This window comes from Halalkalibacterium halodurans (assembly GCF_004376175.1).
GTDB lineage: Bacteria > Bacillota > Bacilli > Bacillales > Bacillaceae_D > Halalkalibacterium > Halalkalibacterium halodurans.
Genome location: NZ_SNUY01000011.1, coordinates 38,036 through 61,666 on the forward strand (window position 1 = coordinate 38,036; position 23,631 = coordinate 61,666).

Annotated in this window: 38 protein-coding genes; 35 read left to right on the forward strand and 3 right to left on the reverse strand. The window is 42.9% G+C overall.

Annotated features, from left to right (window positions below; all coding sequences use genetic code 11):
* Positions 1 to 22: 22 nt before the first annotated feature.
* The 3 genes from E2L07_RS05560 to E2L07_RS05570 all read right to left on the reverse strand — a co-directional run bounded on the left by E2L07_RS05560 (position 23) and on the right by E2L07_RS05570 (position 1,586).
* Positions 23 to 640: an ImmA/IrrE family metallo-endopeptidase gene (locus E2L07_RS05560; RefSeq protein WP_134229055.1), complete on the reverse strand. Its 618-nt coding sequence runs from the start codon at positions 638 to 640 to the stop codon at positions 23 to 25.
* A 122-nt stretch (positions 641 to 762) separates the two neighbouring features.
* Positions 763 to 1,134 carry a hypothetical protein gene (locus tag E2L07_RS05565; protein ID WP_134229056.1) on the reverse strand — a complete coding sequence of 124 codons (372 nt, stop codon included), beginning with the start codon at positions 1,132 to 1,134 and terminating at the stop codon, positions 763 to 765.
* Between the two features lie 89 nt (positions 1,135 to 1,223).
* Entirely contained in the window at positions 1,224 to 1,586 is a 363-nt protein-coding gene (locus tag E2L07_RS05570; RefSeq protein WP_134229057.1) for a helix-turn-helix domain-containing protein, read from the reverse strand.
* 162 nt (positions 1,587 to 1,748) lie between these two features.
* Between E2L07_RS05570 and E2L07_RS05575 the strand changes: the two genes are divergently transcribed.
* From E2L07_RS05575 to E2L07_RS05735, 35 genes are all read left to right on the forward strand, one after another.
* Positions 1,749 to 1,982, forward strand: a complete 234-nt coding sequence (locus E2L07_RS05575; RefSeq protein WP_134229058.1) for a helix-turn-helix transcriptional regulator — start codon at positions 1,749 to 1,751, stop codon at positions 1,980 to 1,982.
* Positions 1,983 to 2,005: 23 nt separating this feature from the next.
* Complete coding sequence (locus E2L07_RS05580) at positions 2,006 to 2,254, forward strand: hypothetical protein (protein ID WP_243854915.1); 249 nt, start codon at positions 2,006 to 2,008, stop codon at positions 2,252 to 2,254.
* 103 nt (positions 2,255 to 2,357) lie between these two features.
* Positions 2,358 to 2,882 (forward strand): helix-turn-helix domain-containing protein, encoded by a 525-nt coding sequence (locus E2L07_RS05585; protein WP_134229059.1) that lies wholly within the window; start codon positions 2,358 to 2,360, stop codon positions 2,880 to 2,882.
* Entirely contained in the window at positions 2,882 to 3,253 is a 372-nt protein-coding gene (locus tag E2L07_RS05590; RefSeq protein ID WP_134229060.1) for a hypothetical protein, read from the forward strand. Before E2L07_RS05585 ends, E2L07_RS05590 begins: the two co-directional genes overlap by 1 nt.
* A gap of 165 nt (positions 3,254 to 3,418) precedes the next feature.
* A complete protein-coding gene (locus E2L07_RS05595; RefSeq protein WP_134229061.1) occupies positions 3,419 to 3,700 on the forward strand; it encodes a hypothetical protein in 282 nt (93 codons plus the stop codon).
* 4 nt (positions 3,701 to 3,704) lie between these two features.
* The gene (locus tag E2L07_RS05600) at positions 3,705 to 3,947 is read left to right on the forward strand and encodes a hypothetical protein (RefSeq protein WP_134229062.1); all 243 of its coding nucleotides are present in this window, start codon (positions 3,705 to 3,707) and stop codon (positions 3,945 to 3,947) included.
* Entirely contained in the window at positions 3,934 to 4,158 is a 225-nt protein-coding gene (locus E2L07_RS05605; RefSeq protein ID WP_134229063.1) for a hypothetical protein, read from the forward strand. Before E2L07_RS05600 ends, E2L07_RS05605 begins: the two co-directional genes overlap by 14 nt.
* A 10-nt stretch (positions 4,159 to 4,168) precedes the next feature.
* The gene (locus E2L07_RS05610) at positions 4,169 to 4,363 is read left to right on the forward strand and encodes a hypothetical protein (RefSeq protein WP_134229064.1); all 195 of its coding nucleotides are present in this window, start codon (positions 4,169 to 4,171) and stop codon (positions 4,361 to 4,363) included.
* 81 nt (positions 4,364 to 4,444) lie between these two features.
* Positions 4,445 to 5,386 carry an AAA family ATPase gene (locus E2L07_RS05615; protein ID WP_134229065.1) on the forward strand — a complete coding sequence of 314 codons (942 nt, stop codon included), beginning with the start codon at positions 4,445 to 4,447 and terminating at the stop codon, positions 5,384 to 5,386.
* 208 nt (positions 5,387 to 5,594) lie between these two features.
* Positions 5,595 to 6,557, forward strand: coding sequence for a helix-turn-helix domain-containing protein (locus E2L07_RS05625; RefSeq protein WP_134229067.1), 963 nt, complete (start codon positions 5,595 to 5,597; stop codon positions 6,555 to 6,557).
* Positions 6,460 to 7,269: an ATP-binding protein gene (locus E2L07_RS05630; RefSeq protein WP_134229068.1), complete on the forward strand. Its 810-nt coding sequence runs from the start codon at positions 6,460 to 6,462 to the stop codon at positions 7,267 to 7,269. The genes E2L07_RS05625 and E2L07_RS05630 overlap by 98 nt, the downstream gene beginning before the upstream one ends.
* On the forward strand, positions 7,266 to 7,433 hold the full coding sequence (locus E2L07_RS20740; RefSeq protein ID WP_166740024.1) for a hypothetical protein: 168 nt from the start codon (positions 7,266 to 7,268) through the stop codon (positions 7,431 to 7,433). The genes E2L07_RS05630 and E2L07_RS20740 overlap by 4 nt, the downstream gene beginning before the upstream one ends.
* Positions 7,420 to 7,623: a DUF6011 domain-containing protein gene (locus tag E2L07_RS05635; RefSeq protein WP_134229069.1), complete on the forward strand. Its 204-nt coding sequence runs from the start codon at positions 7,420 to 7,422 to the stop codon at positions 7,621 to 7,623. Before E2L07_RS20740 ends, E2L07_RS05635 begins: the two co-directional genes overlap by 14 nt.
* Positions 7,624 to 7,632: 9 nt before the next feature.
* Positions 7,633 to 8,154, forward strand: coding sequence for a Holliday junction resolvase RecU (locus E2L07_RS05640; RefSeq protein ID WP_134229070.1), 522 nt, complete (start codon positions 7,633 to 7,635; stop codon positions 8,152 to 8,154).
* 50 nt (positions 8,155 to 8,204) lie between these two features.
* Positions 8,205 to 8,420 (forward strand): hypothetical protein, encoded by a 216-nt coding sequence (locus tag E2L07_RS05645; protein WP_134229071.1) that lies wholly within the window; start codon positions 8,205 to 8,207, stop codon positions 8,418 to 8,420.
* The gene (locus E2L07_RS05650) at positions 8,410 to 9,099 is read left to right on the forward strand and encodes a dUTP diphosphatase (protein WP_134229072.1); all 690 of its coding nucleotides are present in this window, start codon (positions 8,410 to 8,412) and stop codon (positions 9,097 to 9,099) included. The genes E2L07_RS05645 and E2L07_RS05650 overlap by 11 nt, the downstream gene beginning before the upstream one ends.
* Before the next feature lie 11 nt (positions 9,100 to 9,110).
* The gene (locus E2L07_RS20745; protein WP_166740025.1) at positions 9,111 to 9,251 is read left to right on the forward strand and encodes a hypothetical protein; all 141 of its coding nucleotides are present in this window, start codon (positions 9,111 to 9,113) and stop codon (positions 9,249 to 9,251) included.
* Positions 9,248 to 9,559 carry a hypothetical protein gene (locus tag E2L07_RS05655; RefSeq protein ID WP_134229073.1) on the forward strand — a complete coding sequence of 104 codons (312 nt, stop codon included), beginning with the start codon at positions 9,248 to 9,250 and terminating at the stop codon, positions 9,557 to 9,559. The genes E2L07_RS20745 and E2L07_RS05655 overlap by 4 nt, the downstream gene beginning before the upstream one ends.
* Positions 9,560 to 9,793: 234 nt before the next feature.
* Entirely contained in the window at positions 9,794 to 10,561 is a 768-nt protein-coding gene (locus E2L07_RS05660) for a phage antirepressor KilAC domain-containing protein (RefSeq protein ID WP_134229074.1), read from the forward strand.
* Between the two features lie 22 nt (positions 10,562 to 10,583).
* Positions 10,584 to 11,363: an MmcB family DNA repair protein gene (locus tag E2L07_RS05665; protein WP_053431755.1), complete on the forward strand. Its 780-nt coding sequence runs from the start codon at positions 10,584 to 10,586 to the stop codon at positions 11,361 to 11,363.
* Positions 11,364 to 11,971: 608 nt separating this feature from the next.
* Positions 11,972 to 12,115 (forward strand): XtrA/YqaO family protein, encoded by a 144-nt coding sequence (locus E2L07_RS20750; protein WP_166740026.1) that lies wholly within the window; start codon positions 11,972 to 11,974, stop codon positions 12,113 to 12,115.
* 101 nt (positions 12,116 to 12,216) lie between these two features.
* A complete protein-coding gene (locus E2L07_RS05670) occupies positions 12,217 to 12,720 on the forward strand; it encodes a sigma-70 family RNA polymerase sigma factor (protein ID WP_134229075.1) in 504 nt (167 codons plus the stop codon).
* 208 nt (positions 12,721 to 12,928) lie between these two features.
* Positions 12,929 to 13,819: a phage terminase small subunit gene (gene terS / locus E2L07_RS05675; protein ID WP_134229076.1), complete on the forward strand. Its 891-nt coding sequence runs from the start codon at positions 12,929 to 12,931 to the stop codon at positions 13,817 to 13,819.
* Complete coding sequence (gene terL, locus E2L07_RS05680) at positions 13,806 to 15,395, forward strand: phage terminase large subunit (RefSeq protein ID WP_243854916.1); 1,590 nt, start codon at positions 13,806 to 13,808, stop codon at positions 15,393 to 15,395. The genes terS and terL overlap by 14 nt, the downstream gene beginning before the upstream one ends.
* A gap of 3 nt (positions 15,396 to 15,398) precedes the next feature.
* A complete protein-coding gene (locus E2L07_RS05685) occupies positions 15,399 to 16,967 on the forward strand; it encodes a phage portal protein (RefSeq protein WP_134229077.1) in 1,569 nt (522 codons plus the stop codon).
* Positions 16,964 to 17,893, forward strand: a complete 930-nt coding sequence (locus E2L07_RS05690; protein ID WP_134229078.1) for a phage minor head protein — start codon at positions 16,964 to 16,966, stop codon at positions 17,891 to 17,893. The genes E2L07_RS05685 and E2L07_RS05690 overlap by 4 nt, the downstream gene beginning before the upstream one ends.
* Positions 17,894 to 17,914: 21 nt before the next feature.
* Entirely contained in the window at positions 17,915 to 19,030 is a 1,116-nt protein-coding gene (locus E2L07_RS05695; protein WP_134229079.1) for an XkdF-like putative serine protease domain-containing protein, read from the forward strand.
* Between the two features lie 67 nt (positions 19,031 to 19,097).
* Positions 19,098 to 20,021, forward strand: coding sequence for a phage major capsid protein (locus tag E2L07_RS05700; RefSeq protein WP_134229080.1), 924 nt, complete (start codon positions 19,098 to 19,100; stop codon positions 20,019 to 20,021).
* 31 nt (positions 20,022 to 20,052) lie between these two features.
* The gene (locus tag E2L07_RS05705) at positions 20,053 to 20,337 is read left to right on the forward strand and encodes a hypothetical protein (RefSeq protein WP_134229081.1); all 285 of its coding nucleotides are present in this window, start codon (positions 20,053 to 20,055) and stop codon (positions 20,335 to 20,337) included.
* Positions 20,338 to 20,340: 3 nt separating this feature from the next.
* Positions 20,341 to 20,727 (forward strand): protein YqbG, encoded by a 387-nt coding sequence (gene yqbG, locus E2L07_RS05710; RefSeq protein WP_134229082.1) that lies wholly within the window; start codon positions 20,341 to 20,343, stop codon positions 20,725 to 20,727.
* Positions 20,724 to 21,089 carry a DUF3599 family protein gene (locus tag E2L07_RS05715; protein WP_134229083.1) on the forward strand — a complete coding sequence of 122 codons (366 nt, stop codon included), beginning with the start codon at positions 20,724 to 20,726 and terminating at the stop codon, positions 21,087 to 21,089. Before yqbG ends, E2L07_RS05715 begins: the two co-directional genes overlap by 4 nt.
* Positions 21,086 to 21,607 carry an HK97 gp10 family phage protein gene (locus E2L07_RS05720; RefSeq protein ID WP_134229084.1) on the forward strand — a complete coding sequence of 174 codons (522 nt, stop codon included), beginning with the start codon at positions 21,086 to 21,088 and terminating at the stop codon, positions 21,605 to 21,607. Before E2L07_RS05715 ends, E2L07_RS05720 begins: the two co-directional genes overlap by 4 nt.
* 2 nt (positions 21,608 to 21,609) lie before the next feature.
* Positions 21,610 to 22,077: a hypothetical protein gene (locus E2L07_RS05725; RefSeq protein WP_053431741.1), complete on the forward strand. Its 468-nt coding sequence runs from the start codon at positions 21,610 to 21,612 to the stop codon at positions 22,075 to 22,077.
* Positions 22,070 to 22,288 carry a YqzN/YkzM domain-containing protein gene (locus E2L07_RS05730; protein ID WP_134229085.1) on the forward strand — a complete coding sequence of 73 codons (219 nt, stop codon included), beginning with the start codon at positions 22,070 to 22,072 and terminating at the stop codon, positions 22,286 to 22,288. The genes E2L07_RS05725 and E2L07_RS05730 overlap by 8 nt, the downstream gene beginning before the upstream one ends.
* A complete protein-coding gene (locus E2L07_RS05735) occupies positions 22,288 to 23,631 on the forward strand; it encodes a phage tail sheath family protein (protein ID WP_134229086.1) in 1,344 nt (447 codons plus the stop codon). The genes E2L07_RS05730 and E2L07_RS05735 overlap by 1 nt, the downstream gene beginning before the upstream one ends.

The following is a 23,631-nucleotide window of genomic DNA, read 5'->3' on the forward strand; positions in this document are numbered from 1 at the left end:
TCTAAAGCAAAAACAAAAAGTTTCAGAGCAGCTTCCTTATATCAGCATTAATGTTATCTGCACCAACTTGATCTGCTAATTGCTGTAGAATCAGTTTCGTTGATTCATAAATATGCTCAGGTTGAAGAGATTTTCTTCTTCTTTTCATTTCAGATAATTGAATGACATTTTGGAATGCCTGACACTTCACCTGATTACGTATAGTCATGAAACGTCTGATAATATACTCTCTAGGCAGCTTAAATAATTCTTCTAAGGTGTTGATAGATTGATATTGCTTTACTGCAGGAATAAAAATATGACGAGGCATTGCAGCATATAAAGCAAGACAATTTGCTTGATTCTCTTGTAATTTTGAAAAGTCTTCAGGTAAATTTTTTTGATTCCCTGGATGAGATATAACATGTGCAAACTCATGAAAAAATTTATACCGTTGCTCGTAAGGAGACAACCTGCTATCTATATATATTAATGCGTATTCATCATCTTCATGGATACAATGGCTTCTTTTAGGTCCGTAAATCACATCGAGATTAAACTTGTCGGATAAGTTTTCTATACTAAGGTCATCAGTGGTTAGAATCCCCTTGTCGATCATAAGTTGAGTTATCTTTGTTTCTCTCCATGTAGCAAAGCGCATAATGATCCCCCCTAAACTAAAAAAAGGAATGTATGTTCTGTTTTTTGTTTTAGAAAAAAGCCCTAATGGGCCTTTAATTTTATCTTTCTGTAAACCAGATTTTAGTTTATGTATACTTTGAATCAATGGCTTTCGTTTTTTTCTCTGGAAGCCATGTCATCCATCCACTCTATTGCTCCTATATGTGTTCCAGCAGAAACCAATAAGGCTATGATGGCAAATACTATCCCAGCTATTGGACCGCCTAAAGCAGCGCCTATTGCAAACCCAATGAGCGTCCAGCAAATAGAAAATATAATAGTTAATATAATTGCCCCTTTTCTAAACCATGTGGTGACGAGTAAAGCAAGTAAAACTAAACCAAACACAGCCCAATTAAAAGTTGCTAAACCTGCAATTATAGCAACCACAAAACACTCACCGAATAAAAAGTTGGCAGCACTATCGTTAAATTGAGCTTGGGTGTTTCCTTTTCTTACATCTTTGTATCCCAATTTAATCCCCACTCCCTAGTTTAGGTATTGTAACATTACTTTAGCACTTATTAAATTGAATTTACAAGAATAAAATAAGGAAAATAGACTTATTTTTTTTCGTCCTGTTGCAGACGCTTTTTCATACGTTCCTTCATTTTACGGTATTGTTCTAACTGCTCTTTCAAAAAAATCTCCTCATCCTCATCCTCCAGTTCAAGTCCGTTCCCGCCATCATAGTGAATGTTTATTGAACCTTGAGGGTTATCTGTTCTGCCAAGTAGATAATCTGTAGTAACATCAAAAAGATTTGCTATTTTAACTAACATTTCATTATCTGGTTGTCTTAGTCCATATTCCCAATTCGCATACGTTGAAACTGTTTTTATGTTCAATTTTTTTGCAACGAGAGACTTAGTCCATCCTTCTTTTTCTCGCAGCATTTGAAGTCTTTTACCAATTATATTAGCCATATTGAAAACTCCCAATTTCATTTTCTGTGTAAATTTTATCATGATTTACACTCAAAATATAAAAAGTTTCACAAAAAGAATAAAAAAGTATTGACTTACACGAAAGGAGTAATTATTATGTAATTAACAGCTACACAAAACGAGTAAAGAGAGGTGAACAAATTGAATTTATCTAAAGTAAAGCAAGTCCGTATTTCAAAAGGGATCTCTCAAACCCGAATGGCGAAGTTACTAGGATACAAATATGCAAGTGGTTACGCTAATTTAGAAAACGGACGGAATAAACCCAGTTTAGAAAAAGCAAAGCAAATAGCAGAAATTCTAGGAGCTGATGTAGAAGAACTTTTTTTTGAAGAGAAGTTACACGTAAAGGGTAAAAACACGTCCGTTTCATAAACCATGTGAAAGGAGGTTTGCTAATGAACTTAGCTAGGACCGTCCACCTCCCCCCTAAGCATACAAATGTATCAAAGGGGGATGAGCATATGGACAGCAAGACAATGAAATTAGGAAACTCAACGGTTACTGTTTATTCCAACCTTGTGAACATGTCGCCTGAAGAACGCAAAGAATGGTTTGACCGTGAGTGGGCAAACGGAAACAGCGTTCTAAAGGACATGGCAGGAGTTATATCAGAGATCGCAACAACAACTGAAACTGATCCTTGATAGGGGACCATCCCTATCCAACTGGACAAGCCTTTAATCAAAGCATAGCAACCTGCTTGCAACAAACATAGTTGTCAAATGTTACGAAAGGAGACGGAAGGTAATGGCAATCGGAACAGATATCGCAGCAGCCAGACAACGAAAAGGTCTCACGCAACATGAGTTAGCTGAAAAGTTACCGTTTTGTAGATCAAGCGTAGCGCTCCACGAAACAGGCAGAAGAGAGGTCAATAAAGAGGATTGGAAGTATTATTGCCAAGCGCTTGATGATGCAGTATTCACCTTGGAGCGACAACGCGATGCGACTGGGGGAGTCTATATCCCATATTTGGACGGGCCTATTGTAGAGCACAATCCAGCGGCACTAACATTCTTAGCTCGTAGGGAGCTAAAGCAGGCCAAGGAGCATTTGAATGAAATCGATGTGAGTAAGCCGGTGGATATGATGTCAGGTGCTGAGACTTCCCATGTTGAAAGGACAATAAATGAATTACTCGACGCAGCAGCAGCGGCTCAAACGCTTGTAATTGATTTATGTAGTCGTCTTGATATGTCCTTCAGTAAAGAGGTCAAACAGTGGCAGGGAAGCCTTATGGCTCGCCAGATGATAGCAAGGAGGAATGGATGATGATGACAAAACCGCTTAAAGATTTAAATCGCGCGGAACTGGAAGTAATTTTGTCGGCAATGAGGCTCCAAGTGAGAACGCTCAAAGGAGCAGAAAAGGATTTATTCTCTCTGGATTATCAAAAGGTTTTAAAGAAGGGGAGAGAGGTAGAGCTAGATGGCATGGGGATGAAACACATTTGCTATGCGCTAAGAAGAAAAGCACTCATGTTAACGGCTGTATATGGAAATGAGGCACGCAAGGCGCAGAAAAAAATGCTCTATAACCTAGCTTACAAAATCACAATGAAACGGATTCGGTTCCAAGAGGAACATAATCCATTAAACAAACACAAAGAAACGCCTGCCCTCCCGAAAGCAGACGTTTCATAAAACACTCGTTTCCCAATTTCATAGTAGCATAGTGATTCTAACTTGGCAAGCCTTAGCGGTTTGCCGAGAGGGACACAACCATCCCCCCGTTTCTATCTATCTCCCCTAGGTTGTGTCTCTCTCGGTGCGGCTAAGCACCAACAAAATTTGAAAGGGGAAAAATAAATGAACGCAAGTGAAGCAAACTTACTATCTCGGAGTTGTGGGGACAGGTTAGCAGAATCTCAGTTTAAGGAGATCACGAGTCACATTGAAGCTGAAATTGTTAGAGCAGCTCAAAAAGGTCAATATGAAACCGTGATAGAGGTGTTTGATACATCTGAGTTTATCAGGTATTCGTATCATCACAAAGTTTCAAAGTTGTTTATTGACAAAGGTTACAAAGTTGATATTAACCATGGGGATGTAGATTCTCCTGAGTACAAGATCAAAATCAGTTGGAAGTGAAGTCATGGGCCAAAAACAAATGTCACTTCATTCTGTGTTGGCTCAAGTTTCGATCGCCAACACAGAGCAGCAATTAAAAGAATTGGATCGGATGTTCGATAGGGCTTCTCGTCAATTGGAGCAGCTTAAAAGGACCATTCAGGAAATAGAGCAATTTCAGTTTGAAGTCAAAACAAATTTGATTTCAGAGATCTCCATTGGTGAGAAAAAGGGGAAAGGGGCGGAAAACCTTGATGACAACAACTGAACAAGTGGGGTACACCAAACGCTTGAACGAAATCCTTTGTTTTAGACCTTCGGAACAGCGTGATAGACGTCTAGCCAATTTCATGACTGACTTAGAGGTCGCTTATCAAATACCACTGGTTGGAAAGGATCGAATTGAGGATTTTGAAGTAAGGAATCCAAAAGTTATGCAACTTTATCGTATTGCTTCAAAAGCAAGGACATTTAGATAGGGGGGAGAACATGCGTAATACGAAGCTAGTCACGTTTACTGAAGGTGAGGACTTCTACCTTTACCACCATATCGAGGTGTTAGGTGAGGCGGAAGGGTGCCTACGTTGTGCACACCAAATGTCAAAAGAGCCGAGACACATATTAGATCGATATCGGCTTTTAAAGTCGCAGCAAAAAGAAAAGACCCGCCAGATTGCCGTCTGACGAGTCTCAGGGTCACCTTTACTATCCTCTTACACCTTAGTATAAGGTGGCCCTCCAAAAAATGCAAGGGAGGGATATTGAATGTTCAAACCTGCCGAGAAAGTAAAGAAGAAATTAAAGATTGTTGTGTACGGGGCATCCGGAGTCGGTAAGAGTTGGTTCGCTCTTTTAGCAAATGGTAGAAAGGCAGTCATTGATACTGAAAATGGTACAGATTTCTATGCTGACAAGTTCGAGTTTGATGTTTTCAAAACAAGAAAATATACGGATGTTATCGCGGCCATCGAACATATCGAAAATAATCCTGATAAGTATGACGTGTTGATTATTGATCCAATTACCAACATATATCAAACGCTTAAGGATGCAGCTCAAGTAGCCGCTGAAAAGCGTGCCGTTAGAAAGCGAAGAAGTATTGAAGATGTGTCTCTAACTCAACGAGATTGGGGAAGCATCAAGCAAAAATACACCTCTCTCATTTCAAGGTTATGTAATTTACCTTGCCACGTCATCATTACTGGTTGGGTGAAAGATGTTTATGAAGGTGAGGGGGAGAACCGAAAAAAGGTCGGTACTAGCATCGATGCTGACAAAAAAACCGAGTATCAACCAGATGTTATTATTCACCTTCAAACAAATGGTCAAGGGCAACGCTTTGGAGTAATTGAGAAAGATCGTACAATGACTTATCAAAAAGGACAAAGTGTGAAGGATATTTCTTTTAATGATTTTCTCGATGCTGTCACCGACGAAGGGGCCGCAGAAACACGCTTGCAAACAGAAGAAGAAGCAGCGGAACAAGAAGCCAACGGTTTTGAGTATGTAAGTTCTGAAACTATAGAAGCAGTTAAAACCAAATGGTTGGAAAAGGGCTTCGAACCAAGGAAGCTGATCGCTCAAGCTAACAGCCTGTACGGTGTTTCTGACATTTACAAATTGACCGAAAGCCAAGGGTTAGATTTGCTCACTTTGTTAACTGATATGAAGGCAAATCAAAAGAAAGGCACTGGTGATGATAAGTAATGAATTAGGTTTTTACCATGTCGAGATACCTAAACTTTATTTGTGGATGGTTGATGAGGTAGAAGACCGAAGTAAAAAAGAATTGCTCTTCAAAAGGTACGTTAAAGGTTATCTTGCAAAATCCCATCCAGAGATGCAACTGGTGAGGATTTCGCAAATGACAGCAGTTTGTACAAAACGTGAAGAGTAAAGGGGGAAAGCAAGAACAATGTCATATCCGTTCACCACTTACAGCGGGCTTCTTACAGCAGAGCACTACCGACGAATGGGGAACGCTATCTGGCTATTCCTTTGGTGTGTTAGCTCGACAACCAAAGAGGTAGAGCGAGACGGGGAAAAGTGGGGCATTGTTCTTGGGAATAAGCCCCTTAAGATCACCGAATTAGCGGAGATATTCGGTGTGAATGAAAAGACTGTAAGGCGTTGGGTGAAAGACCTTGCAGAACATGATTATATTCGTGTCACTAGAGCTCCTTACGGTTTAATTTTCAGCGTTAAAAATTCAAAACGCGGACTCAGTTCGGACAAAAAAGCCCGATCGGACATAAGTGTCCAGTCAGCTAAAGAACGGACAAAAATGTCCGAACCAGAACGGACAGAAACGTCCAATCACCCGGACAAAAATGTCCGATCTAATAAAGATATTACAGAGATAAGTAATATTACTACTACTAAATCTAATATAAGGCCGCCAGCCGAAGGAGAAGAAAGTGGCGGGGTGTCGTTCCCCGGTCCATTGCGTGACGATCGCCAAGGAGAAAACTTTGGTGCAGAAATACCACAAACTTCAGAAGGCGATGCGGTCGACATGCTTGCTAATCGCTATCTAGAGCTTAGGGCGTCGGGGTTTAATTTGAAACCAGATGATTATGCATCTATTCAGCGCACTCTCACTACTGTACCAATCAAGGCAGCTATTAAACTATTAGAGGCCTGCTTCAGAGATTACGAAAAGAGCAAGCGACCTGGATCAAAGATCAATTCATTTTCGTACTGCGAACCGTACATCATAGATCGGTATAACGAGCTTATTGCTCGCGAACAAGCAAAGAAGGGCGCGAAAGGAGGAGCGTATGCACCCGATAGGCGAGGTACTGCGAAAGTTGCAGGAAAGAGCAAAACAATCCCAATCGGTAGCGGTCGCGTCGGCAGAATCGGAAAACGAGCGTGAATACGATTGTCCGAAGTGCAAAGACCAACGAGGCTACCTCGGTAGAAATTCGGAAGGTGATGAGGTTTGGATAAGGTGCTCATGTGTGGAATGGATGAAGGTTCAGAGAATCATGAAAGCTAGTGAGATAACAGATGAATTTCGTAAGCTAGCTTTTGCCAACTTCGTCACAGAAGGAAAACACGAGTTAATCCTTGAGGCACATGACTGCGCCCTCGAATACTATCAACGCTTTGATGAGATTCATGGCAATAGACAAAACAGTCTATCCCTTCTTGGCCAACCAGGGACGGGGAAAACGCACTTAATCACGGCCGTTGCAAATAGTCTAATGCGCAAGAAGGGCGTGCCGGTGCTCTATTTTCCGTATGTCGAGGGATTTAATGACTTACGGGATGATCTCGATGAATTAGAGGTTAAGCTCGAGAAGATGAAGGGCATTGATGTTCTGTTCATCGATGATTTATTTAAACCAGTGAATAAAAAGCCGCGTGCAACAGAATGGCAGATTGAACAAATGTATGCGGTCATTAATCACCGATATATCAATCACAAACCTATTATGGTTTCGTCGGAACTAAACGTTTCTGAATTGATCATAGTTGACGAGGCACTTGGAACGAGAATCTATGAAATGTGCCGAGATTTCACGGTTGTTTTAGAAGGTGACCCGCTAGAACTGAATCATAGATTGGAGGGGCTTGAACTATGAACGGAACGGTGGAGGATATTGGATACGGTTATTATTTCAAGCCACCCAGGTTAAGTGAAAAAGAATTTGAACGCCGTTGGGAAAAGCGGAAGGAAGAACTACTGGACATCAAGCGGCGGTGGGAAATCCAAGAAAGGGAGTGGAAAAAACATGGAGTCAAATGATCTATATACTACTTGCCTTCGTTGTGGCCGTCAGCTAAAGACAGCAAGAAGTCGTCAGTTGGGGCTGGGGCCAACATGTGCCAAAAAAATGAAAGAAGAGCGAGAAAAACAGCAACAGATTAAACTCTTCGAAGTCCAGGGAGAGAACTTTCTTGACGAATTAAAGAAACGTAAATCAGCAAGCGCTTAGGAGGATCACATGGTAGTTAACTACGGTAAAAGGGGGATGGCCCTTGAACAGGGCATCATCCATACCAATAGCACATATAGGGCCCAAGGTATAGCGCTTGTCGATAAAATACCAACACCTTGGCGTGTTTATTATGACAAGCGATCGAATAGAAGTCAGGCCACCCCGATGGAAAAATCGACGGTAGATTTTAGCGGAACCATTCGGGGTGGAAGGGCAATTCATTTCGAAGCCAAAAGCACAATAAACAAGACAAGTTTCCCATTAAAAAACATAAGTGAACACCAGGTAGATTACCTAATTTCCGTTCAAAATTTGGGGTCAATAGCGTTCTTCATAATTGAGTTCGAGGCATTGAATGAACGGTACCTGGTCCCGATTGATTTCATCAAAACGTGTTGGGATCGGATGTTTAAGGGAGGGAGAAAATCAATCGCGATCAAGGAGCTGCGTGAAAATTCGTGGTTGATTCCTACCACAAACGTTTATTGTGATTACCTATCGATAGTGTTCAAGCACTTGTGGGAGTGATCAAATGACAACCCTTAAAGATTACCGCATCGATCTAAGTGAGGGACGAGGTGACAGAGTTGAAATACCAAGAAGCTCAACAGGAGCTTAGAAGGATACTTAAGGAGCAGCAAACTGTCAGTGTCCCTAAGCTGAAAAAAATCCTTAATAGCTTGAATATTTCGCTCAAAAAGCCAAGTTCACAACAGGAGATAGATTATCTGAAAAGTGAAATAAAAAAGCTTAAAAAAATGTTAAAGATAAGGAGCAGATTAAATGAAACTTAGTAGATTTTTCAGGCTTCAAGCGACACTAGATCAACATATCAAGAAGAGAAAAGGCTTGGAAGATAAAGACCTTCTTCTTGATAAGATCCAAGCCCTACAAGTGGAACTGGGTGAACTGGCTAACGAATGGCGAGGGTTTAAGTTTTGGAGTAATAAACAAACTCCGGAAGTAGAGCAAGAGGAATGCGATTATTGTGGTGAGTACGTAGACCATACAAGACCAAGTCCTTTCATGGGGGATAGTGCCTCAATGTGTAAACCATGTTGGGATATGACAAAGGAAACTTATGCATCATCAACTGGTGAACATATTCCTGAATTTGAAGATTACCCGCACTTTAGGAAAAAGGTAGCAAATAAACTTCTAGAAGAATACGTTGATTGCCTGCATTTCTTCTTATCGATCGGCAACGACCTGAACATTAACGAGAATATGATCTTTAATAAGAGTGGAATCCCAAATGCAAGAACTTTGTTTGCACTCATCAACCGCTATGTAGCTGAAATGTGGTGGGTGTATCACGATAAAAAATCAAGTGACGCTGCAGTCAAGTGGTTCCATGCATTCGAACATTATCTACAACTCGGCGAAGTCCTAGGATTCGCTTGGGAAGAAGTCGAGGAAGCCTATCTAAAAAAGAACGAGATTAATCACGAGCGTCAAGAGTCGGGCTATTGAGGTGCAGAAGCGTGGATATTAGAAAAGCAACAGATCAACAACTGCATTATATAGCAAAAGATGAGAGTGCGAGGCTTATATATCGTTATGAAGCAGCGAGGGAGCTGCAGAGGCGGAAGGAAGAGAAGAAACAGGAAAGCCGAGGTGCATGATGCAAATTTTAAACACTTATCAAGAAGCAAGCGAGTTGATCAAATTATGTGCCATATTTGGTGGAATCGCGTTAATGATATCGATCTTCATCATTGTCTACATGTTGACGGAAAAGGACTATAAAAAGTCTTTAATCGTATGGAGTCTTATCTTGTTCAGTTTGTCAGTTGGTTTGTTGTATAAGCATTTTACTCTCGAGAAAGACACGTACCATGAAGTCATTATTGAGGACAGTGACAACTTTGATTTTGAAGCATACGAGATCGTTGAAAGTCGCGGAAAAATCATTGTAGTGAAGGAACGATGAACCAGAAAGGAGCTGGTTTGATGAAGAAAAGCAGTCAAATGACTAGGGCTGATTGGATTGAATGGCAAAAGCAGGTCATTCGGGAGGAGTATCGGGATAACTCGTTACCTGATAGGAAAACAAAGGAGAACAACTGATCTGAGGTGTGATCCATAAATAAACAATTGAAAAACTCATGGGTATGGACTGAATTGGCCCAAGTAAAGAAACCGGATCGAAAGGCAGGGGAATAACATGCAGCAACTTCAAAAAGTTTTTAACTATCACGACGCAGAATTGAGAACGGTCATAATCGATGGTGAGGTTTGGTTTGTTGCAAAAGACGTCTGCGAAATCCTAGAACTCTCCAATCCTACAAGAGCAGTAAGCAGATTAGATAAAGATGAACGGTCTAACTTCAAGTTAGGGCGTCAAGGAGAAGTCAATATTATCAACGAGTTCGGGCTATACAGCTTAGTTTTATCTAGTCGGAAGCCTGAAGCGAAGAAATTTAAAAGGTGGGTCACGCATGAAATCCTCCCGTCAATCCGCAAAACAGGGGTATACCAGGTAGAAGCTGCCCCTGCCCCCTCCTATATGATTGAGGACCCGATCGAGAGGGCTAAACAATGGATAAAGGAACAAGAGAAGGTTCGGTTGCTGGAGCAACGAGCAGCCGAATATGAGGAGAAAGCGAACTACGTGGACCAGATTCTTCTGTCCAGAAAGACCATGACCACCACACAGATTGCCAAGGACTACGGGATGAGTGCTCAAAGGCTGAACCAAATCTTGAAAGAAGAAGGCATTCAGTACAAGTTGCGCGGTCAGTGGTTACTCAAGGCAGCCTATCATGATAAGGGTTATACTAAGTCGCGCACCGTCGATATTAGACGCAGCGATGGGCGGGCAGATATCGCTATAAACACGGAATGGACGCAGGAAGGACGTCTTTTTATCCACAAAGTGTTAACAAGTCGTGGGTATGTGGCTCTTATGGATCGGGAAGAACAACATGCCTAGGTAAATGAGAGGTGTAGAAAAAATGAACGTTCGAGCGGATTTGATCAAAAGAGCCTTAAGCAAAAAACACCATCAAGATTTCTTTCTCACCGAAGTGAAGAATGGACCTACTCATTTTGCTTCTGAGCTCGCAATTATAGATGCCCTAGCTATAAAAAAGAGCTGGGCCAAGCCTTGTATCACAGGGTATGAGGTCAAGGTATCACGTCAAGACTTTCTCAACGACAGCAAGTGGCCGGTATACAAAGACATGTGCCATCGCTTCAACTTTGCATGTCCCAAGGGGCTTATTTCGCCTGATGAGGTTCCAGAAGATGTCGGATTGATCTGGTTCAACCCCGAAACCGGAGCGTTATATACACGCAAGAAATCAAAATTCCGAGAAATTGAAATGCATGCTGACATGCTCTATTACATCCTTATGAGTCGAGTGCAAAGTGACCGACACCCTTTTTTTAGCGATGAAAGGGAAGAGATAGAGGCGTTTATGCAAGATAAAACCCATCGCAGATATTTGGCAAATGTTTACGAGAACAAGCTCGCTAAACAAGCTGAGCAAGCCATCAAAGAGGCTGAGCAGAAGGAAAATGAAGCAGAAAAGGTAATGGAAAACGCTCGGCGCTTCGAACGTGTAGTTGAAATCATGAAAAATAACGGCATTAAATTCCATCGTTGGACATGGGAAGAGGAATTGGACGAAGCTTTGAAACATGGTATGCCAAGGGATTTCCGGATGGTAGTTGCTCAGTTAGAAAGGGATGTCGAATCGTTAAAAAATATAGCGGGGAACGACAATAAGTAGAAGGATATTGCGAAGGAGTGAAAATTTAGAGTTACTAAAGGTAGTGATTGGGATTATGAAGACGAAGTGGAAATCAAAAGGAGAATTATGCCTAGTAGAGTCATACTGAGAAGGAGATAAGCATGAACAATCCGCGGGTTTTCTCTAACCCTTGTGCCATTTGCAGAGTTAGAGAGGCAACTAAATTATGTGATTATGTGACCGGGTATAACAACTCGCCAATTTTTGTTAACAACTATAAAAAATTCGTTGAATTAAACTCCGGTTGTAGACACGAGACTTGCGATTTGCCAATGTGCGGTGAATGCGCAAAGCAAATGGGGCTGAACGTAGACTTTTGTCCGCATCATTATAAATTGCACATACAGGCTGAGTTACCGGCAAAGTTAAAGCAAGCGCAGATCAGACAAAAATCTAAACAATATTATGAAATGGAGGAGTGACGGTTGAACATTAATTTTTTCAAAAACATTTAATTGTGTAATAAAAAAACCGCCCCTTTCGGAACGGCAAAACTCTATCGACTTTAGTATATCACATTCTGAAGGGGGAACATACATGCGCCTTGAGAAGTTAGAGATCAATCCGGAAAAATCGAAATAGATTTAATGAAACGCGAGGGACCATTCGTTGTAGTGGTATCTGATGGGCGGGCTAAAATAACGAGTTTACCACCTCATGGTGAAACCAAAGTATTAACTCACCAGGGGAAGGTGAAAAGAATTAAGTTTGACGAGGGAGAAGAATTTTAAATAGTTCTACCAGACATCTGGAGGACACTGATTGGATTACGGGATACACGTGTCTGTCGGTGTCCTTTTTTGCTTAAAAAAATTTAAGGAGGCGGTTGTCCATGCAAGAATTGATTGAAGAGTATACAGAGACTTTGCACGACGTCGAAAAAATGCGAGAGAAGGCAGCGGAAGATGACAAAATAATCTTGGGCAGCATGGCAAGCGATCTTAAATACGCCATTCAGTGGATGAAAACCGGCAGGCAACCAGGCAACCGCAGAGGGGTGGAGAGGCTGGCCGCATATCAAAAAGAAAAGAGCTTCGATCCGCTAGAAATGCAGAAATTTTTCCGTTCTACATGCGATTCATATTCATGGACAGAGGATGGTCGAGAAGAAAATGCCATCACCGAATGGGATAAAATTCGCATTGAGGATGCTCTGTCGGTGCTCACCGATCGTGAAAAAGAAATATATTTGATGTCTCGAGGGCAAATGTTGTCATACGATGATATTGCCAAGTTGCTGTGCGTTTCAAAGAGCACAATCCAGACGACGATTGAACGTGCAGAAAATAAAATACGCCAACAAATTTCTCAAAGCCTATTCTCTTTTACGGGATAGGCTTTTTTTGTCGTACGAATGCCACCTATATATAAAGAGGTTATTCAAGGTAACGGAGTGAGACGATGGAAATACGCAAAGTACCTGTTGGGGATTAATACAGGGGACGATCTAAAAAAACTCGTCGAACTTGATCTCCAACTCCAGCGTGACGAGTTTTGAAACAAACACAAACTTAAACCAATATATGGGGGTGGCGGTGATGTAGATGGCTAGACCGAGAGACCCGCGGAGGGATGAAGCAAAAGAAGCGTGGTTAAAATCCAACGGGGAAGCGAAATTGAAGGACATTGCCACCTATCTAGGTGTTTCGGCTTCAACCATCCGCAAATGGAAAGCTCAAGACCGTTGGGAAGATGAATTGAAAGGGAGCGCTCCTAAACCGAAAAGGAGCGCTCCTAAACAGGGAGCTCCTAAAGGCAACGATAACGCCAAAGGTAATAAAGGCGGTGCTGCGCCCAAAGGCAACAAAAATGCAGTAGGAAATTCGGGCGGAGCTGCACCACGAGGGAACAAGAACGCACTCACCACGGGCGAGTATGAATCCATCCTTATCGACACATTGTCCGAAGAGGAGCAGGCACTATTCGACATTGTGGACACGTCTCCTGTCTCTCAAATTGAAGAGAATATCCGTATCCTTGCAATTAGGGAAAGGCGAATGTTGCAAAGGATAAACGACATCATAGAGGGTATGACAGAGAAGGAAGTGCGGATTCTAAAACAACTAAGAAAAACGAAGGTGCCAGTTGAAAAGCCGGACTTTGAAAATGGTGGCTTTAAAGAGGTTATAGTCAATAAGGAAGAGTTAGTCGTTGTCGAAGAGGAAGAGACCACATATCGAAAGATTGACGACATACTGAAGATTGAAGACGCCCTCACACGAGTGCAAAATCAGAAGCAAAAAGCCATCAAGATGTTATTCGAGATGACCGAGGCGTATTCGCAGCGTACAGAGATTGCCTTGCGTCGCTTGAAGTTGGATGAGGAAGCTGCAAAGAAGGATGCTCAAATTGATCTTGTGAAGGACAATGTGGATCTGTCTAACCTTTCAGACGAAGAGCTAGAAAAGGAACTGAAAAAGTATGGATTATCGTAGAGCGCTATTAGAAGAGAAATTGCGACGCGCCATGCGTGAAACGATTTTGAATGCTAGGCGTAATTTCTGGGACTTCTGTAAGACCAGGGCGCCAGATTTCTACAAAGAGGATCGATGGTATCTAGAACTCTATTGTAAAACTCTCGAAGCTCTATATAGGAAGCACCTTACAAAACAATACTTTTATTCCTTGGCAAAAGAGATCGCTCCCGACTGGTTTATAGAAGAGTTTGAGTGGGAACTAATTCCCGATCGATCACAGCCTTTTGAAAAAATGATCATCAATATGCCCCCACGTCATGGGAAATCACGAACTCTCAACATGTTTTGTGAATGGCTGCTGGGTGATGATCCCGATAACAAGATCATTACGGCCAGCTACAATGAGGATATGGCCACAACCTTCTCCCGTAATACTCGTGATGGGATAGCGGAGAAAAAGGTTGCACCGCAGCACTTGGTCTATTCGGATATCTTCCCGAATATCAAAATTCGACGTGACAACTCGAGTTATCGGGAATGGGCGCTGGAAGGTAAGCACTTTAGTTACAAAGGCGCTGGTCTTGGTGGTTCTGTCACAGGTAAGGGTGGAAACATCCTGATCGTTGACGATCCGATTAAGAACGCAGAAGAGGCGTATAACGAGAATGCCTTAGACAAACAATGGCTTTGGTATACAGGGACATTTCTCTCTCGTTTGGAAGAAGAAAGCGGAAACCCGATCGAGATCGTGAATATGACTAGGTGGGCAAAGAAGGATATATGCGGTCGTATTCTTGATGGCAAAGGGAGAGAAGAATGGTTCGTTCTGAAAATCGAGGTGAAAAGCAAGACCACTGGTGAGATGTTATGTGAGCAAATCCTCTCCAAAAAGCGTTATGAGTATTTCATGTCCGAGATGGAGGAGGGTGTATTTTGGGCTAACTATCACCAGAAAACGATCGATCAACGCGGCAGATTATACAAGTACTTTAAGACATATACCGCGCTGCCTAAAGCGGAAGATGGCTCTTTGCTGTTTGAGCGAATTGTTGCATACACGGATGTGGCAGATACGGGAGACGATTACTTGTGTACTGTCGTAGCTGGAATATACCAGGGTGTTGCTTATGTCCTCGATGTTATCTACACGCAAGCTGATTTGGAGGAAACGGAGCCAGATGTTGCATTCACGTTAAATGAGAATAACGTCAACGTCGGATACTTTGAATCGAATAACGGAGGTGAAGGGGCTGCACGTAGTGTTCGTCGTATCCTTCGCCTGAACTATCCGACAGCGCCGACGATTGTCCGTTCATTCCATCAAAGCAAGAACAAACAAGCTCGAATATTGTCGAACAGCACCTTTGTGATGAAGAGGGTGCTTTTTCCTGTGGACTGGAAAGACAGATGGCCGGAATACTACCAAGCTATGTCAGAGTACCAACGGTCCGGTAAGAATGCCCACGACGACGCGCCAGACGCAACGACAGGAATTGCAGAGATTTTGCAAAATCGTATTGATGAGGAAGAAAGGGAAGAAAAACGACCGGAGCGCAAGCGACCGAGCGGACGAACTAGACGAGAAAGGAGGTAGGATATGTCGCAGCCACAAGTTAAAGCACGTGTAATAAAGGCACAAGGATTGTCGGGGTCATCAAAACAGATTTATCAGGATGACTTTAAAGAATGGTATGGACTAGATGTTATTATGCCTCCCTATAATCTCCAAGAACTCAAGGTGATTGCAGAAAAATCTACTGTACTTCAGCAGTGTATAGATGCCTATTGCACAAACCTAATTGGTTTCGGTCTAGAGCCTGAATATACGTTTGATTTTAATGCTGCCAAAGACGAGAAGGACGGGAACCGTAGATCTGCGAAACAGGTGGAAGCTGAAAAAGAGTGGGTGCAGCTCGAGGAATTCATTAAATATCTAAATCATGATGAACGGGCTGAAACCATAATCGAATACGCAATCGCAGACATGGAAAAGACGGGAAATGGGTACCTCGAAGTAATGCGAAATGTCAAAGGCGAACCGGCTGAAATCCAGTACATGGACAGCCAATACATGCGTGTCTGTACTCGCACAGTTCCAGAAAAAATTGAAGAACCTATAACCGTCCAAGGGAAGCCGAGCACATACACGAGGTGGAAAAGGTTCAGGCGGTATGCGCAGATGGTGAATGGGAAAATTGTCTACTTCAAGGAATATGGAGATCCACGAATCATGAACTCTAAAACTGGGAAATTTGATGACAACACACCCGAGAATCTTCGTGCCACCGAGGTCATTCATTTCAAAGTTGGAAGTGGAGCTTATGGCATACCGCGATGGATCGGGAACTTAATAGGGATGTATGGGGCCAGAAAAGCAGAGGAGTTAAACTACTTGTATTTCAAAAATGGTCGACACATACCTGCTGCAATTCTTGTAGAAAACGGGATGCTTAGCGAAGACTCATACGAAGAGTTACAAGAGTACATGAATCAGGCGCAAGGGGTGGACAATGCACATAAATTCCTACTGTTAGAGGTGGAAGGAATCAAGCCTACCGATGATCTGAAATTAAACGCGGACAATGTATCTAATGTTAGGGTGCAAATTAAGAGTCTTGCCGAAATGCTGCAGCAGGACGCTCTTTTTCTGGAATACGATGAAAAACACCGAGAAAAGCTGCGCTCGTCCTTTAGATTGCCGCCTATTTATGTGGGAGAAGCAAAAGATCTGAACCGAGCTACGGCGGATACAGCGCGTAAGGTAACGGAAGAACAAGTCTTTCAACCTATGAGGAATAAAATCGTAGGAAAGCTCAATTCATTGTTTTTGCCTGACCTTGGGTTGAATCTTGTTCGCATGGTCGCCAAAGGTCCAGACTTCCGTGATCCTATGGAAATTGCGAAAGTACTTATTCCTTTTGTTAATGCTCGCGCATTAGCGCCAAACGACTTGCGTGATGCTGCCGGACGTATCTTGGGTAAGACGCTAGAAGAATGGCCAGAGGAGATCTATAATCGCCCACTTGCACGAGAGCAGCAAGTTATCGATGGTGAAACGATTCAGCAAAACTCAATCCAAAAGGCGGCACCACACGATCAATCCGAACTCGTGAGCGTGCTTAAAGATTTGCGAGATTATGTGATCCGTTCGGAGGAAAAACGATGAATAAAGTGCAGGATCTGGTAGCGAATCTAAATGACTTGATCAGGAAAGAGCTAGCTTTTGATTCTAAACTGTCTGAAGTACTTGCTGACTTCCCAGGCAAAGAAAAAGTAGAGACATTCATTGAGGAGTATGAGGCCGTTATTGCTTTTTTGCTTTTAAGGATGAGGAATCACTTTATCGATGCCTTGCACTCGTTTATTGCAAAGGATGATAGCGAAACATTAGAAGCCATCTTATCCTACTTTCAGGAGCATGTTTCCTATGAAATGTTTGTCGAAGAGCTAGCTGCTGAATCGGAGCGTTTTTTACGCATGTCAGTTGAAGAGTTTTCAAAGGTGATCATGGATTCTCTTGATCCAGAAGTACCGTTTCAAGTGTTATCTAATCGGTCCATTAAGTGGATCGAGGAATGGTCCCAAGAACTGGCCGAACTGATGAATCTATCAACCCAAAATTCAGTAGAGAAGATTCTCACCACGGCCATAAATGAGGGAAAGGGAATAGACTACGTGGAACGCGAACTCATGGAACATGAGTCTTTCAGTCGTCAGCGAGCAAGGACCACAGCTATAACCGAAGTTCTCACAGCGTCGTCAGTAGCGCAGCAAGAAAGCTATTCGCAAAGTCCAGCTGTCATCGGGAAACGGTGGAAGCATTCGGGAACCAAAGGAATTGACCCAAGGGAAAACCATATGGCACTTGATGGAACGGTGGTCCCTGTTGACGAGCCGTTTGTGATCCCAGGCAGCGAGGAGGTCGCCATGTTCCCTCGCGATCCTAACCTATCTGCAAAAGAACGCGTCAATTGCCACTGTGCGCTTGGTCCAGCAGTCGACGAAAGTATCACTGGGCTGTCTCCCGAAGAAAAACAGGCGATTCGGGACGAGGCTTTAGCTGAAATGAACAGTAAGGGTGCATGGGAGTAATCCATGAAAGGAGGTGAGAACATGCCAAGAGAATTAATAAACGCACAGATAACACATGTATCACTTGTTGACAAAGGAGCCAACGGGAAGAAGTTTGCCATCGTTAAGTCTGAAAAAGACCCTGTCTTTCAGAAGACAGTCAACATCATGAAATCTGATGAGGAAAAGCAGCTTGTTACCGGTGTTGTGTACGAGCCAGAGGTAGAGGATGCTCACGGAGATTTCATGACAGCTGATGAGATTGAAAAGGCTGCCCATCAGTTTTTAAAAGATTATCGGAACATCGATAAGCAGCACGACTTTATTTCTGACGTAGGCGAAGTGGTTGAGTCCTGGATTGCAAAATCGGATATGACACTAGGTGATGAAGAGATCACCGAAGGTACTTGGGTGATGACGGTGAAAGTCACTGATAACGACAGTTGGGAAGCGATCAAGAAGGGTGACATAACAGGTTTCAGCATGGCAGGGTCAGCGGAAGTCATCGAAAAGCAAAAGGAAAAAAAGCCTGTTTCCAAAAACCAAGAAGGCGAAGAGGAAATGAAAGGCTTTTTTACTTTGCTTAAAAACTTCTTTACAAAGGGAGAAGTCCGAGACAATTACGAGGCTAACCAACAACGGCGCAACTTATGGGCAGTTTGGGATGCGCTGGAAGATGCTTTTTATTCTTCTATTTGGCACAACCCTACACCTCAAGTTGCTGATTTTGAGCGTATTAAAGCTGCGGCAATTGAGTTTGAGGAAATTGTGTCAGAAATCCAATCACCTGAGGCCGTTGAGAAAGCAATGGCATCAAAGCCTGAAAACATGAAAAAGTCAAAGGAGGATAACGAAGTGAAACCAGAGGAACTTCAACAAGCGCTTGAAAAAGCAATGGACCCATTGAACAAAAAACTGGAAGCCCTTGAAAAAGGACAAGATGCCAACATTGACCAAACGGGTGAGCAAGAGCTATCGGATGAGGAAAAGTTAGCTAAACAATTGGAGGATGTAGTTGCAGCTGCAGTTGATCCAATTGCAAAGCGCTTGGAAGCTATTGAAAAAACTCGTGCTGGATCTCAGCAGCAGTCTACAGATGATCAACAATCGCAAGCTCAACCTGTCGAAAAAAGCTATATGCAACATTTTTATCGGTAATTCAATAACCGAAGAAGAAGAAGAAGAAAAGGAGTGAATCAAATTGGATAACAACGACGTAATTGCAATGGAAAAGGGCAACTCGATTCAGCAAATCAAAAAAGATATCGAAGTCACGATGCCGAAACAACAAGCGCAACAATTTTTGATCGATACGATCGAAACAACATCAACACTACAAAAGCTAGATCCGATTTATCGTAATGACAGCAAAGGTTCCATTGACACACTTAGTGTTCAAAGTCGCCGCTTAAGAAAACATTCAAAGAACCACACTCCAAATAACACAACTGACGGTATCGATAATGGTCAGATTGAGTATAACGTTCAAAAAGTATTTTGGGATACATGGCTTAATGATGATGATGTGTGGTATAACTTACGAGTCCGTGGTGAGAACATCGAGGATACTGTCATTGGAATGATCCAGAGACAATTTGGTGTGGATTTGCAGGACTTAATTTTTAACGGGGATACAGAGATTGACCCTACAGCAGAAGATGCTGCTTTCTTAAGTATTCTTGACGGCTTCGTTAAAAAGATGAAGAAATCTCCATATGTTACAGACTTGGGAGATGAGGAACCGACGCTGCTTGACTTTATAAATCACGTGCAGATCCTCCCAGAGCGATATAAAAATGCTCATGATGATATCACTTGGTTTATGACTCGGAATACTCATGACAAACTAATGTCTCAAGCTACGCAACGTATGACAGGCTTCGGAGATGCTGTTTTACAAGACGGTAAATTAGTAAGAATTGCTGGATATCAAATTGAAATTGTTGCAACTCTACAATCTGGATTTGCAGCTTTAACACCGATGAAAAACCTCAAGCCTGTTTTCACTCGTGACTTGAGATACAATCGCACGGGTGTCGGTGCAACTGCTGTCGCAAAAGATGCAACGTACCACATCTTGTTTGCGTATTTGGATGCTGTGCTGCGTGAAGTAGATGCAGTAGCTTACCTAACAGGGTCTAAGCTATAAAACTAATAATGACAAAGGAGGGTAACTGAAAATGCCGTATCAATTGAAGAGTAAAAGCGTCCTTCATGTGCCTGGAGGACGCTTTTTTAAGAAGGATGAAGTATACAAGGACGTGCCAAAAACGCATATGAGCTACTTTGTGGAGTCGGAAAAAGGAGGACCACAAGAGCGAACTCCATACACACATAGTGAGTTGGAGAAATTGTCTGCTTCCGATCAGAAAAAAATTATTGAAGAACTTGGTGGAGACGCAGAAAGTGTGAAGAATGCTGAGCAGCGCATCGCCTTGATTTTAGAATTACAAGACGGTGAGTAAGCCATGGCGCTTATAACACCTCAAGATGTCAAAGACTATACAACGTTTCCGATCGTAAAAAACCGTCCTGACAAATTACTCGAAGATGACATCTTGGAGGCAGAGATCGAGATTGAGAGTGTGACAGGTCACAGGTTCACGGATCCGGAATTTAATCCCTTGCCACGTCCGGTTAAACTAGCGGCCATAAAACTAGCCCAGTTTTATGCCGTGCTTAACTCAGATGAGGATCGAGCCCGAGGTGTGAAGCAAGAACGCTTTGAAAATTACAGCTACACCTTTGCCGACGGTCAGAACATACAAAAGCCTGATATTGGATTTCTCCTTGCGAAGTATATTCGCAAGGATGATCCAGAGAGAGGTGTAAAGATGAGGATGAGGATCATATGAGTCTTTTAAACTTACTTGATCACCTTTGCGACATCTATCGGCTTGAAAAGGCGGGGCAACAACAAAACTATGGAGTACCCATAGAGGTACCGGGGAAGTATTCAGATGCCCCGATTGCAACAGATGTGCTCTGCCATTTTGAAGAGGTTGCCCAAGATGTGGTGCAGGGCGAACCGCAGGCAACCATTGTGCAGCGTATGCGTGTGACATTTCCTGCTGGCACCGATGTGCAGATGAACGATCTTGTGAGATGGCACGACGGGGAGAATCGGGACGACTATGTCGAGTATAGGCTGCAGAAACCTAAAAGCGTGAGGGGTCATCACATTATCGTGATGGCCTTGAGGAGTGACGATCTATGAGTAAGGGTGGTTTTGGTGGGTTAGAGGACTTTATCAAGAGTGTGGACAAGGCTGCGAAAAAAGGTGCTAAAGAGGAAATCAAGCTGTGGGGCGAAGCAATGGCTTTGGATTTTCTTGATGAGGTGCAGAATGAGATCATTCGCACGCAGACCGTTGATACTCGGCGCCTGCTAAACAGCTTTGGCAAAGGCGATTCTGACAACGTATGGCGTATTAGCAAGGGCGGCTTGTCGTTGGAAGTCGGAACAAACGTTGAATATGCGAGATACGTTAATGATGGCCATTTCACTGTCAATCCTAATTCCGGCAAGGATCGACGGTGGGTTCCGGGGTATTGGAAGGGCGACAAGTTTGTCTATGACAAAAGCGCTAAAACGGGAATGCTCTTGACCATCAAGTGGGTGGATGGAACCGGTTATTGGGATAGTGCGAAGTTTATCTTTGAAAAAATGTTTGCTAAATCCCTTGAGAAAAAGCTACAGAGCTGGATGGACCGTACATTCGAAGGGAGGGCATGACGTTGGAAGAATTGAAGCTCCACCCTGAAGTTGCAGCCATTGTTGCCTATCTGCATGAGCGACATAAAGAAGCAAAGTTGTACATTGAGGAGATGCCGCAAGATTTCGAGCTTCCTGCATTGTACATTCCTCCTACAACCTCGTTTGGGAGTAATGACACTGTTAGCACATTTGCAAAGTCTTATACTTTGAATCTGAAACTCTTTGACAAAACAAAACGGGTAGCGGTAGCGGTCGCAGAATCCCTACACGACGAGTTTCAGAGAGTGCGAATGATTTTGCCCATGCTCGACGTGGACGGGGCTCCCACGGGCGACTATGTACGAATTAGCCGCATAGATGTTCGCCCGGGTGATCTGAATACGGCCGTCATAGTCTTTCAGTGGACGAGTCGCTATTACTACGACCGTCCTCAATACTTGTCACTTGAGACAATAGAAATGAGAGGAGGGCTAAAAGAAAATGAGTGAAGAGACCAAACCAAAAGAGAATAAACGGTCAACAAAGCCACCAGAGGCAAAATTTTATCTTCACGAGCTAAGAGAGCACAGCCGAGAACTATTCGGAGTAAAACCGGAAGTTTTCGATGGTGCTCTTTTTGATTGCAAAGAAATTCAAATTACTAAGTCAGATGCTGAACGCCGCATCCGGGCGTTTCTGAATAAGGAGGCGAAACAGTAATGAATGGTGGAACATTTACACCAGGAGTAGAGAAAGCAAGAGCTGGCATCTACTTTAATTTTAAGTCAACCGCATTGCAACGAGTCGGTATTGGCGACCGGGGAACAGTCGCACTCCCAATCCAAACGAGTTGGGGAGAAGCGAAAAAATTTGTTTCTATCTCGTCAGTTGAAGATTTGAATCGAAAAGTTGGGATCAACATTGATGATCCGTCGTTGTTGCTTTATCGTGAAGCGGCGAAAAAGGCGAGAACTGTCCTGCTGTATCGATTGACAGAGGGGGAGAAAGCAGCAGCAACAATTGGAGACATGTCTGTTTTAGCGAGACATGGCGGTTCTATGGGAAACAGCATTTCTATTCGCATTCAGCCTAATGTATTGGATGCGGACAAACGCGATGTTCTGACGTTTGTTGGTACAGATGAAGTTGATCGGCAAACAGTAGGCACAATTGAAGAATTACAACCTAACCGATTTGTCGAGTTTAACGGTTCAGGAATTTTAGAGACAACGCAAGGAACCTTCTTGTTAGGCGGTGCTAACGGTACACCTAGCAACGCTGATTATACTGCATTTTTAGAGGCTGCTGAAACAGAGTACTTTGATACTATCGCTCTACCGGTACAGGGGAATGAACAGTTGAAAGCAACGTTTACGTCTTTTGTGAAACGTATTCGTGATCGCCAAGGTATTAAGGTTCAAGGGGTGCTCGCCAATTATCCAGGCGACTTTGAAGGGATTATCAACGTAACAGACGGTGTTATCTTGGAAGATGGTACAGAAATCACGCCAGAGCTAGCGACTGCATGGGTGGCTGGAGCTTCGGCAGCAGCAACATTTCGTCAATCGCTTACGTTTATGGAGTATCAAGGGGCAGTTGATGTTTTAGAGCGAAGAGATGAGGAAGAGGTTATCAAGCGACTAGAGAAGGGCGAGTTTCTATTTTCTTTCGATCCTCGAGATAAAACAGTTAGCGTTGAACGAGATATCAACTCCCTTACAAGCTTCACGTCCGAGAGAAATCAGTTGTTTCGCAAAAATAAGATCATTCGCGTTCTCGATGGGATTAACAACGACATAACAAATGAAATAAAACTGCTGATTAAAACACGGAAAGAAGCGGGGAATGATATTCCTGCCAACGATGACGGCATCCAGTTTATTCGGACTCTTTGCAGCGTGTATTTTACAACACTTGAGGAGAATGATGGGATTACAAACTTTGATTCAGAAACGGATATTGAAATTTCGTTGAATGAGGATCGTGATGGATTCTTGATTAATGCGGCTGTACAGCCTGTAGATGCAGCCGAAAAATTCTACTTCAATGTGGAGGTGAGATAG

Bases quoted from the DNA above. Each gene is read 5' to 3' on its own strand.
- E2L07_RS05560 (WP_134229055.1), bottom strand. From the start codon at position 640: ATGCGCTTTGCTACATGGAGAGAAACAAAGATAACTCAACTTATGATC.
- E2L07_RS05570 (WP_134229057.1), bottom strand. From the start codon at position 1,586: ATGGCTAATATAATTGGTAAAAGACTTCAAATGCTGCGAGAAAAAGAA.
- E2L07_RS05580 (WP_243854915.1), top strand. From the start codon at position 2,006: ATGAACTTAGCTAGGACCGTCCACCTCCCCCCTAAGCATACAAATGTA.
- E2L07_RS05585 (WP_134229059.1), top strand. From the start codon at position 2,358: ATGGCAATCGGAACAGATATCGCAGCAGCCAGACAACGAAAAGGTCTC.
- E2L07_RS05590 (WP_134229060.1), top strand. From the start codon at position 2,882: ATGATGACAAAACCGCTTAAAGATTTAAATCGCGCGGAACTGGAAGTA.
- E2L07_RS05595 (WP_134229061.1), top strand. From the start codon at position 3,419: ATGAACGCAAGTGAAGCAAACTTACTATCTCGGAGTTGTGGGGACAGG.
- E2L07_RS05600 (WP_134229062.1), top strand. From the start codon at position 3,705: ATGGGCCAAAAACAAATGTCACTTCATTCTGTGTTGGCTCAAGTTTCG.
- E2L07_RS05605 (WP_134229063.1), top strand. From the start codon at position 3,934: ATGACAACAACTGAACAAGTGGGGTACACCAAACGCTTGAACGAAATC.
- E2L07_RS05610 (WP_134229064.1), top strand. From the start codon at position 4,169: ATGCGTAATACGAAGCTAGTCACGTTTACTGAAGGTGAGGACTTCTAC.
- E2L07_RS05615 (WP_134229065.1), top strand. From the start codon at position 4,445: ATGTTCAAACCTGCCGAGAAAGTAAAGAAGAAATTAAAGATTGTTGTG.
- E2L07_RS05625 (WP_134229067.1), top strand. From the start codon at position 5,595: ATGTCATATCCGTTCACCACTTACAGCGGGCTTCTTACAGCAGAGCAC.
- E2L07_RS05630 (WP_134229068.1), top strand. From the start codon at position 6,460: ATGCACCCGATAGGCGAGGTACTGCGAAAGTTGCAGGAAAGAGCAAAA.
- E2L07_RS20740 (WP_166740024.1), top strand. From the start codon at position 7,266: ATGAACGGAACGGTGGAGGATATTGGATACGGTTATTATTTCAAGCCA.
- E2L07_RS05635 (WP_134229069.1), top strand. From the start codon at position 7,420: ATGGAGTCAAATGATCTATATACTACTTGCCTTCGTTGTGGCCGTCAG.
- E2L07_RS05640 (WP_134229070.1), top strand. From the start codon at position 7,633: ATGGTAGTTAACTACGGTAAAAGGGGGATGGCCCTTGAACAGGGCATC.
- E2L07_RS05650 (WP_134229072.1), top strand. From the start codon at position 8,410: ATGAAACTTAGTAGATTTTTCAGGCTTCAAGCGACACTAGATCAACAT.
- E2L07_RS05655 (WP_134229073.1), top strand. From the start codon at position 9,248: ATGATGCAAATTTTAAACACTTATCAAGAAGCAAGCGAGTTGATCAAA.
- E2L07_RS05660 (WP_134229074.1), top strand. From the start codon at position 9,794: ATGCAGCAACTTCAAAAAGTTTTTAACTATCACGACGCAGAATTGAGA.
- E2L07_RS05665 (WP_053431755.1), top strand. From the start codon at position 10,584: ATGAACGTTCGAGCGGATTTGATCAAAAGAGCCTTAAGCAAAAAACAC.
- E2L07_RS20750 (WP_166740026.1), top strand. From the start codon at position 11,972: ATGAAACGCGAGGGACCATTCGTTGTAGTGGTATCTGATGGGCGGGCT.
- E2L07_RS05670 (WP_134229075.1), top strand. From the start codon at position 12,217: ATGCAAGAATTGATTGAAGAGTATACAGAGACTTTGCACGACGTCGAA.
- terS (WP_134229076.1), top strand. From the start codon at position 12,929: ATGGCTAGACCGAGAGACCCGCGGAGGGATGAAGCAAAAGAAGCGTGG.
- terL (WP_243854916.1), top strand. From the start codon at position 13,806: ATGGATTATCGTAGAGCGCTATTAGAAGAGAAATTGCGACGCGCCATG.
- E2L07_RS05685 (WP_134229077.1), top strand. From the start codon at position 15,399: ATGTCGCAGCCACAAGTTAAAGCACGTGTAATAAAGGCACAAGGATTG.
- E2L07_RS05690 (WP_134229078.1), top strand. From the start codon at position 16,964: ATGAATAAAGTGCAGGATCTGGTAGCGAATCTAAATGACTTGATCAGG.
- E2L07_RS05695 (WP_134229079.1), top strand. From the start codon at position 17,915: ATGCCAAGAGAATTAATAAACGCACAGATAACACATGTATCACTTGTT.
- E2L07_RS05700 (WP_134229080.1), top strand. From the start codon at position 19,098: ATGGAAAAGGGCAACTCGATTCAGCAAATCAAAAAAGATATCGAAGTC.
- E2L07_RS05705 (WP_134229081.1), top strand. From the start codon at position 20,053: ATGCCGTATCAATTGAAGAGTAAAAGCGTCCTTCATGTGCCTGGAGGA.
- yqbG (WP_134229082.1), top strand. From the start codon at position 20,341: ATGGCGCTTATAACACCTCAAGATGTCAAAGACTATACAACGTTTCCG.
- E2L07_RS05715 (WP_134229083.1), top strand. From the start codon at position 20,724: ATGAGTCTTTTAAACTTACTTGATCACCTTTGCGACATCTATCGGCTT.
- E2L07_RS05720 (WP_134229084.1), top strand. From the start codon at position 21,086: ATGAGTAAGGGTGGTTTTGGTGGGTTAGAGGACTTTATCAAGAGTGTG.
- E2L07_RS05730 (WP_134229085.1), top strand. From the start codon at position 22,070: ATGAGTGAAGAGACCAAACCAAAAGAGAATAAACGGTCAACAAAGCCA.
- E2L07_RS05735 (WP_134229086.1), top strand. From the start codon at position 22,288: ATGAATGGTGGAACATTTACACCAGGAGTAGAGAAAGCAAGAGCTGGC.